The sequence below is a fragment of the Delftia sp. Cs1-4 genome (genome assembly GCF_000214395.1).
Classification (GTDB): domain Bacteria; phylum Pseudomonadota; class Gammaproteobacteria; order Burkholderiales; family Burkholderiaceae_C; genus Comamonas; species Comamonas acidovorans.
Genome location: NC_015563.1, coordinates 4,044,305 through 4,060,765 on the forward strand (window position 1 = coordinate 4,044,305; position 16,461 = coordinate 4,060,765).

The following is a 16,461-nucleotide window of genomic DNA, read 5'->3' on the forward strand; positions in this document are numbered from 1 at the left end:
GCTCAGCGGAAATGGCTTGCCACGGCGTCGACCATCTGCTGCCCCGAGTAGTAGTCGATGCGAAACGAGGTCGGGCCCAGCGGATAGACGCGCCGGCCGGCAACGGCGGGCAGGTTGGCCAGCAGCGGATCGTCCAGGAAGGCCTGCACATCGCCCTGCGAGGCGCCGAGCAGGAAGACGGAGTCGCCGGTGATGGCGGCCGAGAGATTCTCGCGGGAGATGAATTCGAAGTCCGAGGCGCGTGTGACCTGGGCGGCCAGCGCGGGCGGCAGGCCCTCCACCTTGAAGCCCAGTGCGGCCAGCAGCCGCGCATGGGGGCTGGCGGCGCGGCCTATGGAGTAGCTGCCGGCCAGGTTATAGGCGACGATGCTGACGGGCTGGGCCGGGGGCGTGATGGAGGCGGCGGTCTGCGCCACATGGGCATCGAAGCGGGCAATGGCTGCGGCGGCCTGCTTCGCATGGCCCGTGATGCGGCCCAGCTCGGTGGCGATGTCCTGCCAGGACTGGCTGGAGTAGTCGACCACGACCATGGGCACGCCCTGCGCCTGCAGTTCGGTGCGGTGCTGGGCCACGCTGTCGGCCCCGGTGGCGGAGGCCACCAGCAGGTCGGGGCTGGCGCCGATGGCGGCCTCGATGTCGAATTGCAGGTTGCGGTAGAGCACCTGCACGCCGCGCTTGTCGGCAACGGCGGCCCATTGCGAGAAAAAGCCCTTGTCGTCGGTCATGCGGCTGGGCGTGGTCGCGGCGGTCGCAACGACCGGCGCATCGATGGCCAGCAGGATGCCGGTCACGCTGGGCGAGGTGGAGACGATGCGCCGGGGCAGCGGTGCATGGTCTGCGTGTGCTGCAGCCGGCGTATCCGATGTATGCGGTGCGGCGCCCGCCACGGGAACGGCGGCGCGTGGAAACCATGCGAAACAGGCCAGCACGGCCAGTGCGGCGGCCGCGCCCAGGGCGGCAAGTTTGAGTCTGTTCATCTCGATCCGAAGCGACGGGGCCGGGCGCCAGGGCGGCGTCTTCAGCGTATTCCGTATTGTAGAATTCATTCCACATTGCAAACACTGAAGGACCTATCGATTGTGGGAAATGACCGGCCATGACGCAGCGCCTGAGTGCTGATGCGGTGACGCTGCGCTACGGCGAGCGCACGATTTCGCAGGGCCTGTCCCTTGCCATTCCCGATGGTTCCTTCACCGTCATCGTGGGGCCGAACGCCTGCGGCAAGTCCACCCTGCTGCGCGCGCTGTCGCGGCTGCTGGTGCCGGCTGCCGGGCAGGTCATCCTCGATGGCCGGCACATCTCGCAATTTCCCGCCAAGGAGGTGGCGCGGCGCCTGGGCCTGCTGCCGCAAAGCGCGGTGGCGCCCGAGGGCATCACGGTGGCGGACCTGGTGGCGCGGGGGCGCTACCCCCATCAATCCTTCCTGAGGCAGTGGACGGACGCGGATGAGCAGGCCGTGGCCGAGGCCATGCAGGCCACCGATGTGGCAGCACTGTCCGACCGCCTGCTGGACGAGCTGTCAGGCGGCCAGCGCCAGCGGGTGTGGATTGCGATGGTGCTGGCGCAGCAGACGCCGATCCTGTTGCTGGACGAGCCCACGACGTTCCTGGACATCGCCCACCAGATCGAGCTGATGGAGCTGCTGGCGGATCTCAACGATGCCGGCCGCACGGTGGTTGCGGTGCTGCACGACCTCAACCAGGCCTGCCGCTATGCCTCGCACCTGATCGCCATGCGCGACGGGCGCATTGCCGCGCAGGGCGCGCCCGGGGCGATCTTCACGGAGCAGTTGGTGCAGGAGGTGTTCGGCCTGCCGGCCGTGATCATGGCAGACCCTGTGTCGGGGACGCCCCTGGTGGTGCCCAGGGGGCGCAGGGCCGTGAATGCCATGAAGCGCGCCGCAGGGAACTGAGGCGCCCGGGCATTCTTCCCGGCGCGGCTTTCAAGGCGAATCTGCGCTGAAGGCCCGCCCGCCCGTGGACTGGTTGATCAGGCTGGCCTCGCGGAACAGCGCGACCCGGTCTTGCGGTGACTTGAGCTGGCCCAGGTCCGAGACGGTGGTGACCACGCAGACGATTTCATGCTGCGCATCGAACACCGGCGCCGCCTGGCCCGTGACGTTGGACAGCAGGTGGCTGGTCATCTCGGACCAGCAGCGCTCGCGCACTTCGTCGAGCACGGCCTTGGCCGGCGGCTTGCCACGGAAATGGGCGGGCTGCTGGCGCCGTGCGGCGTCGATGGTGGCCTTGGGCAGGAAGGCCTGGAACACCAGGCCGCAGGCGGTGTTGTCTATGGGCAGGATATCGCCCAGCGCCAGCGGGTTGATCGAGAAGTAGGCGCTGCGGTACCAGCGCACCAGGGTGGGCCCCCGGTCGGTCCAGATGGCGACGCCGCCGCTGAGCGCATGGCTGTGCGTCAGCGCCTTCATGCGCTGCGCCGCAATCTCCACCGCATCCACACGCTTGAGCGCGCCAATGCCGATGCTCAGCGCCGCGCTGCCCAGGTCATACAGGCCGCTGGCCGGGTCCTGCTTGGCCAGGCCTTCCTTGACGAGGCTTTGCAGGTAGCGGTGGGCCGTGGAGCCCCCCGTTCCCGTTCGCCGGGCCACCTCGCCCAGCGCCAGTTCGCTTTCGGCATTGGCCAGGACCATGAGAAACCGGGTGGCGATGGAGACGGACTGGATGGTGCCGGAGCGCTTCTCGCCGGCTGTCGTCTGAGGTGTTGTTGTTTTCAAGGGCTGGGCTTTCTTGCCTGTACCAGGCGCATCGCAGGTGGGGGCGCAGGCGCCGCCGGTGTCGATGATACCGGCTCTGCCGAAGGCTCTGCACGGGTGCGCGCACACCATTTCGTCGCTGTTTTTCTCTTCCGCATGTGGGAATGCATTCCCTACTGTGGAATTTCAATGCATGATGGCGACCTTTGAAAAATACGAATCATTCTCATCAAAGGAAGATGCTGTGAAGCTGTGTTTCCATCGCAGGCTCCCGTCCCGGGCGGGCGCCATCGCACTCTCTACCCTGATGGCGCCGGCCGGCGCCTTCGCTCAGGGCGCGTCGGGTTCCGGGGGGGAATCCAACGCGCTTGAAGCGGTCGTGGTCAGCGGAGAAAAGGTCAGGCGCGAACTCAAGGACACGGCCTCCTCCGTGTCGGTCAAGGCCGGCAAGGACCTGGCCCGGCAGGAGTCCGGCAATGCCTCGGTCCACGAGGTGCTGCACGACGTGCCCAACGTGGTCTACACCGACACGGTGGGTGCGCCCATCATCCGCGGGCAGGACACGCAGGGCCCCAACAACGGCCAGAACGTCTTCTGGGGCGGCACGGTGCCGCGCGCCACCATCAACCTGGATGGGCACTACCTCAACTACAACGAGATGTTCTTCGGCGCGACCTCGGTCTGGGATGTGGAGAGCATCGAGGTGTTCCGCGGCCCGCAGACCACCTCGCAGGGTGCCAATGCCATTGCGGGCGCCATCGTCGTGAACACCAAGGACCCCAGCTTCAAGCGCGAAGGGGCCTACCAGCTGGAGGCGGGCGACTACCACTCGCGGCGTGCGTCCATCGCCGTCTCCGGCCCCGTGGGCGAAGAGCTGGCCGCGCGGCTGGCCGTGGACTACTCGGGGCGCGATACCTTCATCGACTACACCAATCCGCAGTTCCAGCGGGGCCAGGCCGATCAGGATTTCCGCGCGCTGAACGCACGCATGAAGTTCCTGTGGCTGCCCAGCCGCATTCCGGGCCTGGAGGCCAAGTTCACCTATTCCCACAACGACAGCAACCGCCCCAGCCAGGAGGCGGCGTCCGCTCCGTTCAGCGCGCTGGAGCACTGGACGACGACCATGCCCAGCTGGAAGCAGAAGACCGACACCGGCATCCTCGACCTCAGCTACGAGCTGGGCAACGGCGTGCGGCTGGTCAACCAGTCCCAGTATTCGCGCTCGTCCGTGCAGCGCTACACGGGCATTCCCGGCGAGGGCGATGCCGATATCCGCCAGAACAATGTCTCCAATGAGTTCCGCGCCCTGGTGGGCAGCGACAAGGACCGCCTGAGCGGCTTCGGCGGCGTCTACTACGCGCGCACCGGCACGGACGAAAGCCTGCTGCTGCGCGGCCTGTCCGCCTTCGACGACACGAAGAAGAACCTGGGCGTCTTCGGCGAGCTGAACTGGCGCCTGGCCGACCGCTGGACCCTGACCAGCGGCCTGCGCTACCAACAGGACGAGGTGGTGCGCACCGGCACTTCGGTGCTGGCACCCACCGCCCTCGACTACACGAAAACCTTCTCGGCACTGCTGCCCAAGCTGTCCCTGGCCTATGCCGCCACACCGCGCTGGACCGTGGGCGCGCTGGTCAGCCGGGGCTACAACCCGGGCGGCGTGTCGCTGAACCTCACCAGCCGGCAGTGGGCCTATTTCAAGAAGGAGTCGATCTGGAACTACGAGCTGTTCAGCCGCGCCAGCCTGCTCGATGACCGGCTGATGCTCAACACCAACCTGTTCTACATGGACATGCGGGATGCGCAGTACAACATCCCCGTGGTCATCTCCCCGGGCGTGGCCCAGTCCTACACCATCAACGCGGAGAAGGCCCATGCCTACGGCTTCGAGCTGGGCGCCGACTACCGCGCGCTGGACAACCTGCGGATCAAGGCCGGCGTGGGCGTGCTGCGCACCCGCATCGAGGAAATGGGCAGCAACCCCGGCTACGAGCACAACCGCTTCGCCCGCTCGCCCGGCTACAACCTGAGCCTGGGCGTGAGCTGGGACGCCAGCCCCCGGTTCAATGTCTCCGGCCAGGTGCGCCACCTGGACGGCTACTACTCCGATACCGCCAACACGCGCGCCTATGCGGTCGGCTCCAACACCATCGCCGACCTGCGCATGACCTATGCCTACAGCGCGCGCGTGCAGCTGTACGGCTATATCAAGAACGTGTTCGACAGGCGCGCACCGACGTACCTGCAGCAAAACCGCGGCATCGGCGGCATCGAGGCCAGCATGACCGCGCCGCGCATGATCGGCGTGGGCGTGCGCGGAACGTTCTGAGATGGGAATGACAGCAGACATGACAACCCGCAAACCCCTGCACATCGGCCTTTCGCTGGCCCCCACCTGGCTGAGCGGCGACGCCTGGCGGCGGCCCGGCAGCAATATCGAAGGGCTGTACTCCAGCGACTTCGCCCTGGACCTGGCCCGGCGCGCCGAGGCTGCGCACCTGGACTTCGTCTTCCGCCCCGACGTGAGCTTTCTGCCCATGGAGGCGCTGGAGACGGGAGCGGGCTTCGCCAGCCTGGACCCCACGGTGCTGATGGCCGCGCTGGCGCGCGAGACCTCGCGCATCGGCCTGGTGTCCACGGTATCGACCACGTTTTTCCCGCCCTATGCGGTGGCGCGCCAGCTGCAGTCGCTGCACTGGATCAGCAACGGCCGCGCCGGGTGGAACATTGTCACGGCCCTGCAGGGCCACGAGAACTTCGGGCTGCAGGCCATGCCCGATGCCGATGAACGCTATGCGCGGGCCGCAGAGTTCACCGACGTGGTGCGCCGGCTGTGGGCCAGCTTCCCCAACGAGGCCTTGAAGATCGACCGGGACAGCGGCCGCTACGCCGACGCCTCGCTGGTCCACCCCATAGACCACGAGGGACCGCACCTGAAGGTGCGCGGCCCGCTGAACCTGCCGGAGTTCGGCGGCCCGCGCATTCCGCTGGTGCAGGCGGGCGCGTCCAGCACAGGGCGCGACTTTGCCGCATCGGTGGCAGACATCGTCTTCGCGCCCACGCCGGACCTGGACGCGGCGCTGGAGCTGCGCCGGGACCTGTCTCGGCGCGCCCAGCGCCATGGCCGCCAGGCGCAGGATGTGCGCCTGCTGCCCGGCCTGAGCCTGTACCTGGCCGACACCCGCGAGCAGGCCCGGGAGATCTTCCAGCAGACGCACGGCCGGGTGGACAGGGGCCGCAAGCTGGCATCGATCAAGGCCATGGTCGGCCTGGACCTGACGGACTGGCCCGCAGACCGGCCGATCACCGCAGCCGACCTTCCGCCGCCCGTGGCAACCCCGTCCAGCCGCACGCATGCGGGCCTGCTCAGGCGCCTGATGGAGCGCGAGTCATTGCGCATCGACGAGCTGCTGCTGCGGCCGGAAATCCTCTCCGCCGCGCACTGGCAGGTGGTCGGCACGGTGGACGATGCCGTGGCGCAGATCACCGAGTGGAGCGCTGCCGGCGCCATCGACGGCTTTCTGGCCGCGCCCGGCGGCTCCGTCGAGTCCCTGCATTGCGTGCTGGAGCAGTTGGTGCCGCGCCTGGTGGAGGCCGGCCTGTTCCGCTCCCGCTACACGGGCACCACGTTCATGGAGCACCTCGACGAGTCGAGGTAGGGGCTGCGCCCTGCCCTCGCCGGGCCTTCACTGCGCCCGCGTGTCGGACCCTCCATCGGGCTCGAACGCAAAGCCCACGCCATAGACGGAGCGAATCCACTCATGGCGGTCGTCCGCCGCCTTGAGCTTTTTACGCAGGTTCTTGATGTGGCTGTCGATGGCGCGTTCGTTCACGTCCAGCGTGTCGGCGCAGGCCAGCTCCAGCAGCTGCGCGCGGGAGTACAGGCGGCCGGGCTGGCGCATCAGGGCCTGCAGCAAGGTCAGCTCCCGCTTGGTCAGTGGCAGCACGCTGCCGTTGAGCATGGCGCGGCCCTGCTCGGGCAGCAGCGTCAGGCGTTGCTGGGCAGGGCCGGGGCCGGCACTGCGGCGCAGCACGGCCTTGACGCGGGCCACGACTTCGCGCGGGGCGAAGGGTTTGCAGATGTAGTCGTCCGCACCCAGCTCCAGGCCCAGCAGGCGGTCCATTTCTTCGACACGCGCGGTGAGCAGGATGACGGGGCTGGCGCTGTGCGGGCGGAACTGGCGCAGGATGTCCAGGCCGTCCAGCCCCGGCAGCATGATGTCCAGCAAAGTGAGGTCGGGCGGGGAGCGCAGCATGCGGTCCAGCGCCTCTCGCCCGTGGCGGATGTGCTCGACTTCGTAGCCTGCATGGCGCAGGTAGTCGATGACGATGGCGGCCATGTCGGCTTCGTCTTCGACCAGGAGGATGCGGGCAGGCTTCATGGCGCGGGATTTTCCAGCAAGGGCAGCCACAGCGTGATGCGCAGGCCGCCCAGCGGCGAGGCGGCGGCCTCGATGCTGCCGCCATGGGCCTGGACGATGGTGCGGCAGATGGCCAGCCCCAGGCCGGAGCCGCCCAGGCCATCGCCGTCGCGCACGCGGGAGGCGTCCACGCGATAGAGGCGGTCGAACAGGCGCGGCAGGTGCTGGCTGGCCACGCCGGGAGCCGTGTCGTCCCAGCACAGCTGCAGCATGCTGCGGCCCTGCAATTGGACGATTTCGGCAGACACCTGCAGCCGCCCGCCCGCAGCCGTGTAGCGCAGGCTGTTTTCCAGCAGGTTGGCAAACACCTGGTGCAGCCGGTGCGGGTCGCCCTGCACCAGCGGCGGCGGAACGCGCGCGGCCAGCTGGTCCACGGTGGAGCGGTCCAGGCCGATGCCGACCTGCTCGAAGCCGGGCCGCGCGCCGTCCAGCGCCTCGCCCAGCAGGGTCAGCACATGCACGGGCACATGGCCCGAGCCGTGCAGGGCCTGCGGGTCGTCCAGGCTCACGCGCAGGTCGCTGACCAGCCGTATCAGCCGCATGATCTGCCGGTGCAGGCGCAGCGCCATGCGGTCGTCCATGGGCAGCACGCCGTCCTGCACGGCCTCGACCTCGGCGCGCATGGTGGACAGGGGCGTGCGCAGCTCATGCGCCACGTCGGCCAGCCAGCGCTGGCGCGAGGCCTCCATGGTGGCCAGCTGCACGGCCATGTCGTTGAAGGTTTCCGCAAGGCGGGCCAGTTCCGCATCGCCCTTGATGGCCACGCGCGTGTCCAGCCGCCCGGCCGCAATGCCGCGCAGGCCATCGACAAAGGCGGTCAGTGGCTCCAGCCAGCGCCGCGTGAGCCAGGCCGACAGCAGCAGCGCCAGCAGCAGGCCGGCCAGCCCGGTCCAGGCCACAAAACCCATCTGCTGCGCGAGGAAGGCGCGGTCCAGGTCGCGCTGCATGCCCTGCCCTGTCTGCACGGGGGACAGCACGATCTCGCCAATGGCCTGCCCGTTGGCAGCGCGCAGAACGCGGTGCGCCGCACCGGGCTGCGGCGCCATGCCGGAGATGAGCTGGCCCTGGGCATCCAGCAGGCCCACGCGCGCCCACGGGCCGCCAAACGGGCGGTCTGGCGGCGGGCCAGGGCGGTCTGTACGGTCTGTACGGTCGGAGCGCTCTGATCGATCTGATCGATCGGCAGGCTCTCCGCCTTCCGGCCCAGGTGGCGGCGGAAACTCCGGGCCCGGCCCCGGACCGTGGCTTCCCTCAAAACCAGGCCTCGGCTCCGGCATGGGCATGGGCATGGGGGGCCGTGGCCCGGGTTCGCCCGCAGGAAAGCCCCGGCCCATGCCTGCGCCCGGGCGCACCATGTCGCGCCAGAAACCGGGGTTGGCGCGCGCCGCATCCCAGCCGCCGTTTTGCTCATGGTGCTGGACCAGCCGCTCGGCCAGCCCGTCCATGCCGGTCAGCTCCACTTCGGCCATGTACGGGCCCAGGCCCCGTTGCAGGCCCAGGCGGGAGAACCCGAGAAACACCAGCAGCAGGGCCACCAGCAGCACGGCCAGGGCGAAGAAGGCCTTGTGCTGCAGCTTCAGGCGCGGGAGGCGAAGGCTCATTCAGTCCCTGGGTCAGACGGCAATGCCGATGGATATCGTGGCGGTATGGCCATTGGTGGTGTCTCCGGTGAAGGTGGGCGTCTGCCAGGCGATCTGCTCGCTGGTGTTGTCGCCGAAGACATTGTCCGATGTCACGCTGACCCGCGACAGGTTGGAGACGCTGGCGCTGTAGCCGCTGACACCGGCATAGACGGCGCTGGCCACGTCCTTGGGCATGGCCATCTGCGAGGTCAGCAGCTTGTTGGTGTAGCTGCCGGCCGTGTTGAGGCTGCGGAACACCTCGAAGTGCATGTGCGGCCAACGCCCGTCATAGCAGCCCGGGAAGATGGTCACAAAGGTGCATTCGCCATTGCTGTCCGTCGCCTGCACGCCGCGCAGGAAGTTCTGGTTGAGCAGGTCGGTGGAGTACAGCGAATACTCGCCCTCGCGGGTGCAATGCCACAGGTAGATGGCATAGCCTTCCAGCGGGCTGCAGTTGGTGCCGACGTTGACCAGGGTGATCTTGAGCGTCAGCGGCAGGCCCGCAGCCGTGCCGTTCATGCCGCCAAAGCTGCTGCGCAGGTCGCTGCGCACCACGCCGCTTTGCGACAGCACATTGACCAGGCTGCCGCGCGAGCCGTTGGAGCCGTCGGCGGGGTAAGGGCCTTCGGTTTCCGTGGGATCGACCATGCAGGTGGTGGTGGTCGTGCCCGTGCCGGTGCCCGTACCTGTGTCGGTACCGGTGCCTGTTCCGGTGCCCGTGCCGGTCCCTGTCGAATCACCGGAATCACCTCCGCCGCCACCGCAGGCGGACAAGAGCGCGGCAGCGCCACCGGCAGCCATCAGGCCCAACAGGCGGCGGCGCTCGGACAGGCGGCGCGCCATGACTTGCAGATCGTGCTGAAGGCCCAGGTCGTGGGCAAGGTCATGGGCATCGTGAGAGTGGTTCATGGGGATGGCTTTTTCATGAGGGCCTGTGCGCAGGCCCGTGGGGTTGCAGACAGCCCGGCGGCGTGGCCCGCCGGGCCACGCGATCACTGCTGCGGATGGGGCGGTGGCCCGCCTGCGCCGGGCCCTCCAGCCGGCATGGCCACCAGCTGCCCGTTCAGGCTGCGGCAGGTGCCGGCCAGCGTCTTGCCATCGGGCATGGTCAGCGTCACGCTGTCGCCCTCGGCCTTGCCCTGGCAGGCGGTATAGGCCTCGGGCGGCGGCGACGGCGGATTGCCGTGCCCACCGTGGCCCTGCGCATGGCTGCAGGCCGCCGCGAAGGCCGCCACAGCCAGCACCAGTGCCGGGCGAACGCGTGAAGCGTTGGTTTGCGAGAAATCAATCATGGTCTTTTCCTGGAGTTGCCAAGGAATTCTTGCGACCAATCTGGGGGGAAATTGGGAGAAGTGGGGACGAGCTGGTACAAGCTCACAGAGCGAGTGAGTCAACAAGCTCTGCATCGCACAACAGAACCATGAAACCAACAAGATTCCTGCTGCTGGCCGCCCTGCTCGGCCCACCCGCTCTTGCCGCAGATCTGACCGTGATCGAAATGCATGCGGCAAGCGGCAATGATCGCCCGTACAGCCTGGATGGCCAGCGGGTCAGTCCGGCTCAGTTGAGAAACACACTCTCCAGGAAGCTGACCGCAGCCCCCGATGCCAAAAGTACGGTTCGCATTGCCGTGCTGGTCGATCCCGATGTGAAGGTCGGCGCCCTCTCCGAGCTTCGCGGTCTGGTGATGAAAGTGGGATTCGACATGCCGCGCTATTTCATGACGACGCGGGTGAATGACAGGCTCTCCGAGATCCAGGTGAACTACAGCCCGGTCTTCCCGAGAAGCGGGCTGGAGGCGGTGATGTCGTCCGGCCAACCGGCTGCGGATCCGTCGCTCACAACGCCAGCGCCACCCCGCTGAGCCGTGCCAGCGCTTGCAACTCATTGATCAGCGCAGACGACAGAGGGATGCCTTCGGCGCGGCGCTGGAGCTCGCATTCATGCTGGCGCAGTCCGGGATAGCGGCCTTGGGTGCCCTGGGCCGCGAGCAGGCCAGTGATCCAGCTGGCCATGTAGTTGTCAAATCCCCGGGGTGACGGTGCGGCCAGGGCTGGGTTGATGACCAGCAGAAAGGCGCAGGCGTTGGGGGCGGAACCTTCCGCCGATCCGGGTACAGCGGGCTGGAACAGGCCGCCGCCCAGCGCCCCCGCCAGGCATTCGACCACCATGGCCAGGCCCAGGCCCTTGTGGCCGGCCATGGGCTGCATGGCGCCCTGCAGTGCGGCGCGGGGATCGGTGGTGGGATGGCCGTGTGCGTCCAGCGCCCAATGCGGCGGGATTTGCGCATGGCCGTCGCGGGCGGCAGCCAGGACAGCGCCGCGTGCGACCGCACTCAGGGCCATGTCGAAGACCAGTGGCGGCCGTCCGGCCACGGGCGCGGCGAAGGCGATGGGGTTGTTGCCCAGCGCAGGCCGCGTGGCACCGTGCATGGCCATGATGGGCGGCGTGCGCTGGCACAGCAGGGCCATGCAGCCCTGTTCCACGGCGGGCAGCAGCAGCACGCCCAGGGCGCCGAGGTGGCCGCAGGCCTCGATGTGGCAGGCCACCACGGCCTGGCTTGCGGCCCTGTCCAGGCAGGCTTGCAGCGCCAGCTCCAGCACGGGCTGGCCCAGGGCATGGTCGCCATGGCAGCGCAGCAGGCCGTTGCGCTCCTGCAGGCTGGGCTTGGCCCGGGTATGGATGGTGCCTTCGCGGATGCGCTGCACATAGGGCGGCAGCCTTGCCACGCCATGCGTGTCCACGCCGCGCAGGCTGGTGCGCACCAGTGCCTGGGCGGTGGCCTGCGCGTGGCATGCGCTCACATCAAAGGCCTGGAGCACGCCAGCAGCCCAGGCTTGCAGCGCTGCGGCGGGCATGCGCACGGCGTCGGTCAGCGGGTTCAGGGAATCAGTCAATGCGCTGCAGCTCCTGGCGAAAGGACATTGCACGCTCCACGTAGCTGGCGGCGCTTTGCAGCAGGCCCGCGACTTCTTCGTCACTGAGCGTACGCACCAGCTTGGCGGGGGCGCCAAGAATCAGCGAGCGCGGAGGGAACTGCTTGCCTTCGGTGACGATGGCGCCGGCACCCACCAGGCTGTGCGCGCCGATGACGGCACCGTTGAGCACCACGGCCTGTATGCCGATGAGCGAGCCCTCCCCCACGCTGCAGCCATGCAGCATGGCCTGGTGGCCCACGGTGACATGGGCAGCCAGGGTGAGCGCGAAGCCGGGATCGGCATGCAGCACGGCGCCTTCCTGCACGTTGCTGCCCTCGCCTATGCGCACGGGTTCGTTGTCGCCGCGCGCCACGGCGCCGGGCCAGAGGCTGGCGCCCTCGCCCAGTGTGACGTCGCCGATGAGCGTGGCCTCGGCCGCCACATAGGCGGATGCGGGCAGCCGCGGAGCTTTGTTCCGATAACGATAGAGGGCCATGCGCTTACTCCAGCGTGACATTGGCTTTTTTGACCAGGCGCGCAAAGCGTTCCTGCTCGGAGCGCAGGAACTGGGCTGCCGCCTCGGGGCTGTTGAGCACGGTGTATTCGTCGCGCCGTGCAAAGCCGGCCTTGACCTCGGGGTCGGCAAAGGCAGAGGCGATGCCGTCGTGCAGACGCCGCACCTGGGCGGGCGGCATGCCCTTGGGGCCTATGGCGGCCACCCAGCCGGCGATGTCCACGCCGGGAAAGCCCTGCTCGGCCACGGTAGGCACATCGGGCAGCGATGCCACGCGCTCGCGGCCCATGATGCCGATGGCGCGCAGCGCGCCGGATTTGAGGTGCGCCTGCGCCGTGCCCACGGCGATCACGCCGAAGTCCACCTGCCCGCTGAGCAGGTCCACCACCATCTGGCCCACGCCCTTGTAGGGAATGTGGCGTGCCGTGGTGCCGGCCGCGTCCAGAAAGACTTCGGCCGCGAGGTGGAAGATGGTGCCGTTGCCGGACGAGGCGTAGTTGAGGTCGCCGGGCCGCGCCTTCATGAGCGCCTGCAGTTCGCGCGCATTGCGCGCCGCCACCTTGGGGTGCACGACCAGCACGAAGGGCGAGCCGCCGACGATGGACAGCGGCGTGATGTCGGCCAGGCTGTCGTAGGGCAGCTTCTTGAACACGCTGGGGTTGACAGCATGGTTGTTGGAGATGAAGGCGATGGTGTTGCCATCGGCCGGCGCCTTGACCAGCATCTGCGTTCCCGTGATGCCGCCCGCACCCGGCAGGTTCTCTATGACCACGGGCTGGCCGCCCAGCGAGCGCACCAGCGCGGTCTGGGCCGAGCGCACGATGGTGTCGGCGCCCGAGCCTGCCCCCACGGGCAGGATGACGCGCAGCGGCGTGCCATTTTGGGCGCGCACGCCCAGGGCAGCGGCCCCCAGCGATGCGCCGGCCAGGGCCAGCAGGGTGCGGCGGCGGGTGGGATGGGACGAGTGCATGGGGTTGTCTCCTTTTTGTGTTGTCTCATGCGCGCCGGGGTGGTTTTTCTGCGGCCTTCGGCGCCCGGGTTTGGCTGTCAGGTCCGTGATGCAAGGGCTCCGAGGATTTCTTCGGTGTGCTCGCCAATCCCGGCCAGCGGCATGCGCACGCCGGGACGGTGGCCGTTCATGAGCAGGGGCAGCAGCACCACGTCGGTCTGGCCGCCGTCTTCGGTCTGCATGGAAGCCAGGCCGCCGCTTTGGCGCAGGTGCGGGTCGTCCACCAGTTGCTCGGGCCGAGTGATGGGCGCGTAGGGAATGCCTGCGGCCTCCAGCTGCGGCGCGAGCCGGGCCGATTCATGGCTGGCCAGGATGGCGCCCAGCTCGGCCAGCAGTTGGGGGCGCACGGCCACACGGGCGGCGTTGTCGGCATATTCGGGGCGCTGCAGCAGGTCGGCACGGTCCAGCACGCGGCACAGGGTGGCGAACTGCTTGTCGCTGACGGCACCGATGAACAGCTGCTCGCCACCGGCCAGGGTGAACACGTCGTAGACGCTCCAGGCCGATACGCGCGAGGGCATGGGCGGCGGTGCCTCTCCCGTCATCAGGTACTGCTGCATGTGCTGGGAGGACAGGAAGACGCAGTTCTCGAACAGCGCGCTTTGCACCTCCTGGCCGCGCCCGGTGCGCTCACGCTCGCGCAGGGCGGCGAGCACGCCGATGGCGCCGAACATGCCGCCCATGATGTCGTTGACGCTGGTGCCCGCGCGCAGCGGCCGGCCCACGGGTCCGGTCATGTACGACAGGCCGCCCATCATCTGCACCACCTCGTCCAGCGCCAGGCGCTTTTCGTAGGGGCCGGGCAGAAAGCCCTTGTGGCTGACGTAGATGAGACCGGGCGCGCGCTGCGACAGCGTGGCGTAGTCCAAGCCCAGGGACTGCATGAGGCCGGGGCGGAAGTTCTCCAGCACCACGTCGCTGCCAGCGGCCAGTTCGGCAGCGGTGGCGCGGCCCGCTTCGGTGGTGATGTCCAGCACCACGCTTTTCTTGTTGCGGTTGAAGCTGCGGAAAAAGCCGATGCCCAGGCCAGGCAGCGTGCGCGTTTTGTCGCCGCCCGGTGGCTCGACCTTGATGACTTCGGCGCCCAGGTCGGCCAGGATCATGCCGCAGGTGGGGCCCATGACCATGTGGGTGAATTCGATGACGCGGATGCCGGACAGCGGCAGCAGGGGTTCGGTGGCCATACAGGTGTGCTCGTGGGAAGGTAAGGGGTTCATGCAGCGGCTGGGGCTGCGTCGGCGGTGACGCTGCGCGGCAGGCCCGCGCGCCACAGCGCGCCATGCAGGCTTTCGCCGTCCAGCCAGGCGGCCACCTTGGCGCGCAGGCGCAGCAGGGCCTCGATGTCCAGGCCCGTGTCGATGTCCATGGTGTCCAGCATGAAGGCCAGGTCTTCGGTGGAGGCATTGCCGCTGGCGCCGGGCGCATGGGGGCAGCCGCCGATGCCGGCCAGCGTGGCGTCAAAGCGCGTGACGCCGGTTTGCAGTGCGGCATGCACATTGGCCAGCGCCAGGCCACGCGTGTCGTGGAAGTGGCCGCACCAAAAGCGTTCGCCCGCAATGCGCCTCGCCTGCTCGAACAGCGATTGCACCTGGCCCGGCCCGCCATGGCCCACGGTGTCGGCCAGGCTGACGCGGTCGGCCCCCGCGTCCAGCAGGGCCTGCATGCAGCGCAGCACCTCGGCCGGCTCCACCCTGCCCTGCAGCGTGCAGCCGAAGGCCGTGCCAATGCCGCCTTCGATCAGCATCTTCGAACCTGCGGCATCGCGTGCGGCACGCATGCGGGCCACCTCGGCCACGACCTCATCGGGCGTCTTGCGCAGGTTGGCCAGGCTGTGGGCATGGCTGGCCGACAGCGGCACCAGCATCAGGTCGGCCCCGCTGGCAAGGGCGCTTTCGGCACCGCGCAGATTGGGCACCAGCACGGAGACGAACAGGCCCGGCAGTGTTCGGGCATAGGCCACCAGCTCGGCCGTGTCGGCCAGTTGGGGCAGCAGGCGCGCAGGGACGAAGGAGCCGACTTCAATCTCGCGCTGGCCGGCAGCATAGGCATCGCGTATCCATTCCTTCTTGCGCTCGGTGGACAGCACGGTCTGGATGCTTTGCAGGCCATCGCGCAGGCCGACCTCGCGGATGACGGCGGACTGCAGGGCACGGATGGGTTCTGGCATGGGAAGGTTCGCGTGGGGTGGTTTGTCTTGAATGGCACTTTAGACATTCCCACCAGCGTGCAGAAGCGATAATTTTTCGCCTCAGAGTTTCCCGAATGGAAATCCATAACCACCATGAAAGACCTGGACCTGACCACCCTGCGGCTCTTTGTCGCGGCCTGCGACCTGGGCAACATCGCCCGCGCGGGCGAGCAGCAGCACATCGGCTCATCGGCCATCAGCAAGCGCATGGCGCTGCTGGAAGAGCAGGTGCAGGCCCCGCTGCTGGAGCGCCACCGCCGGGGCGTGGTGCCCACCGCAGCCGGGCTGATGCTGCTGGAGCACGCACGCGCCATGCTGGCCAGCGCCGACCGCGCGGCCCGCGACATGGCGGCCTACCAGCATGGCGTGAAGGGCCAGGTGCGGATACTGGCCTCGGTCTCGTCGATTGCCGAGTCGCTGCCCGATGACATTGCGGCCTTTCTGCAAAAGCCCGAGCACGCGCAGATCCGCGTGGACATCGAGGAGCTGACCAGCAGCGAAATCATCCGGTCCATCCGCGAAGGCCTGGCCCTGGTGGGCGTGTGCTGGAACGCGGCCGATCTGGAGGGCCTGCAGACCCTGCCCTACCGCTGCGACACCCTGGCCGTGGCCGTGCCGGCCGGCCACCCGCTGGCCTTGCGCGACAGCTGCAGCTTCAGCGAAACGCTGGATTGCGAGCATGTGGGCCTGCCTGCCTCCACGGCCGTCTACACCATGCTGGCGCGGGCGGCGGCCATCATCGGCCGGCCCATCAATTACCGCGCCGTGGTCAGCTCCTTCGACGCCACGATCCGCTGCGTGCGCGCCGGCCTGGGCGTGGCCATCATGCCCAGGGAGATCCTGGGCATGGCGGGCCCCGGTCAGGGTGTGCAGGGCGCGCAGGGTGTGCACATGGTGCCGCTCACCGATGCCTGGGCGCGGCGGCAGTTCGCCATCTGCTTCAGGGACGGCAGCCGGCTATCGCCTGCGGCGCGCACGCTGGTGGACTATCTGGCCGGGTGCGCCCAGGCGGGCTGAGCCGGCCTTGGGAGTTATCACGATTAATTGAAGTTTGCGTGATACATCCGCTACAGGGT

General features: G+C 68.5%; 16 protein-coding genes. 5 read left to right on the forward strand and 11 right to left on the reverse strand.

Annotated features, from left to right (window positions below; all coding sequences use genetic code 11):
• Window positions 1-2: 2 nt before the first annotated feature.
• Window positions 3-977: a Fe2+-enterobactin ABC transporter substrate-binding protein gene (gene fepB / locus DELCS14_RS17635; protein ID WP_043796279.1), complete on the reverse strand. Its 975-nt coding sequence runs from the start codon at window positions 975-977 to the stop codon at window positions 3-5.
• Window positions 978-1,096: 119 nt separating this feature from the next.
• Between fepB and DELCS14_RS17640 the strand changes: the two genes are divergently transcribed.
• Complete coding sequence (locus DELCS14_RS17640; protein WP_013802873.1) at window positions 1,097-1,912, forward strand: ABC transporter ATP-binding protein; 816 nt, start codon at window positions 1,097-1,099, stop codon at window positions 1,910-1,912.
• A gap of 30 nt (window positions 1,913-1,942) precedes the next feature.
• Here the strand turns inward: DELCS14_RS17640 and DELCS14_RS17645 are convergent, their stop codons facing one another.
• Window positions 1,943-2,734: an IclR family transcriptional regulator gene (locus tag DELCS14_RS17645; protein ID WP_085929072.1), complete on the reverse strand. Its 792-nt coding sequence runs from the start codon at window positions 2,732-2,734 to the stop codon at window positions 1,943-1,945.
• A gap of 358 nt (window positions 2,735-3,092) precedes the next feature.
• Here DELCS14_RS17645 and DELCS14_RS17650 point away from each other — a divergent pair, with 358 nt between their 5' ends.
• Both DELCS14_RS17650 and DELCS14_RS17655 read left to right on the forward strand, forming a co-directional pair.
• Window positions 3,093-5,042, forward strand: coding sequence for a TonB-dependent receptor (locus DELCS14_RS17650; protein WP_228676785.1), 1,950 nt, complete (start codon window positions 3,093-3,095; stop codon window positions 5,040-5,042).
• A gap of 19 nt (window positions 5,043-5,061) precedes the next feature.
• A complete protein-coding gene (locus DELCS14_RS17655) occupies window positions 5,062-6,372 on the forward strand; it encodes an NtaA/DmoA family FMN-dependent monooxygenase (RefSeq protein ID WP_043796282.1) in 1,311 nt (436 codons plus the stop codon).
• A 27-nt stretch (window positions 6,373-6,399) separates the two neighbouring features.
• Here DELCS14_RS17655 and DELCS14_RS17660 read toward each other — a convergent pair whose 3' ends face one another.
• The 4 genes from DELCS14_RS17660 to DELCS14_RS17675 all read right to left on the reverse strand — a co-directional run bounded on the left by DELCS14_RS17660 (window position 6,400) and on the right by DELCS14_RS17675 (window position 10,048).
• Window positions 6,400-7,095: a response regulator gene (locus DELCS14_RS17660; protein WP_013802877.1), complete on the reverse strand. Its 696-nt coding sequence runs from the start codon at window positions 7,093-7,095 to the stop codon at window positions 6,400-6,402.
• Entirely contained in the window at window positions 7,092-8,735 is a 1,644-nt protein-coding gene (locus tag DELCS14_RS17665; RefSeq protein WP_013802878.1) for an ATP-binding protein, read from the reverse strand. The genes DELCS14_RS17660 and DELCS14_RS17665 overlap by 4 nt, the downstream gene beginning before the upstream one ends.
• Window positions 8,736-8,747: 12 nt before the next feature.
• Window positions 8,748-9,665: an intradiol ring-cleavage dioxygenase gene (locus tag DELCS14_RS17670; protein WP_013802879.1), complete on the reverse strand. Its 918-nt coding sequence runs from the start codon at window positions 9,663-9,665 to the stop codon at window positions 8,748-8,750.
• A gap of 83 nt (window positions 9,666-9,748) precedes the next feature.
• Complete coding sequence (locus DELCS14_RS17675; RefSeq protein ID WP_013802880.1) at window positions 9,749-10,048, reverse strand: hypothetical protein; 300 nt, start codon at window positions 10,046-10,048, stop codon at window positions 9,749-9,751.
• A 128-nt stretch (window positions 10,049-10,176) separates the two neighbouring features.
• On the opposite strand from DELCS14_RS17675, the gene DELCS14_RS17680 reads away from it, so the two are divergent.
• Window positions 10,177-10,620, forward strand: coding sequence for a hypothetical protein (locus DELCS14_RS17680; protein ID WP_013802881.1), 444 nt, complete (start codon window positions 10,177-10,179; stop codon window positions 10,618-10,620).
• Here DELCS14_RS17680 and DELCS14_RS17685 read toward each other — a convergent pair.
• From DELCS14_RS17685 to DELCS14_RS17705, 5 genes are all read right to left on the reverse strand, one after another.
• The gene (locus DELCS14_RS17685; RefSeq protein WP_013802882.1) at window positions 10,595-11,653 is read right to left on the reverse strand and encodes an Ldh family oxidoreductase; all 1,059 of its coding nucleotides are present in this window, start codon (window positions 11,651-11,653) and stop codon (window positions 10,595-10,597) included. The genes DELCS14_RS17680 and DELCS14_RS17685 overlap by 26 nt on opposite strands.
• Window positions 11,646-12,170, reverse strand: coding sequence for a gamma carbonic anhydrase family protein (locus DELCS14_RS17690; protein WP_013802883.1), 525 nt, complete (start codon window positions 12,168-12,170; stop codon window positions 11,646-11,648). The genes DELCS14_RS17685 and DELCS14_RS17690 overlap by 8 nt, the downstream gene beginning before the upstream one ends.
• A gap of 4 nt (window positions 12,171-12,174) precedes the next feature.
• Window positions 12,175-13,158 carry a tripartite tricarboxylate transporter substrate binding protein gene (locus tag DELCS14_RS17695; protein WP_013802884.1) on the reverse strand — a complete coding sequence of 328 codons (984 nt, stop codon included), beginning with the start codon at window positions 13,156-13,158 and terminating at the stop codon, window positions 12,175-12,177.
• A 77-nt stretch (window positions 13,159-13,235) separates the two neighbouring features.
• Window positions 13,236-14,381: a CoA transferase gene (locus DELCS14_RS17700; protein ID WP_017407219.1), complete on the reverse strand. Its 1,146-nt coding sequence runs from the start codon at window positions 14,379-14,381 to the stop codon at window positions 13,236-13,238.
• 29 nt (window positions 14,382-14,410) lie between these two features.
• On the reverse strand, window positions 14,411-15,364 hold the full coding sequence (locus tag DELCS14_RS17705; RefSeq protein WP_013802886.1) for a hydroxymethylglutaryl-CoA lyase: 954 nt from the start codon (window positions 15,362-15,364) through the stop codon (window positions 14,411-14,413).
• A 114-nt stretch (window positions 15,365-15,478) separates the two neighbouring features.
• Here DELCS14_RS17705 and DELCS14_RS17710 point away from each other — a divergent pair, with 114 nt between their 5' ends.
• Window positions 15,479-16,402, forward strand: coding sequence for a LysR family transcriptional regulator (locus DELCS14_RS17710; RefSeq protein ID WP_013802887.1), 924 nt, complete (start codon window positions 15,479-15,481; stop codon window positions 16,400-16,402).
• The last annotated feature ends 59 nt before the right edge of the window (window positions 16,403-16,461 follow it).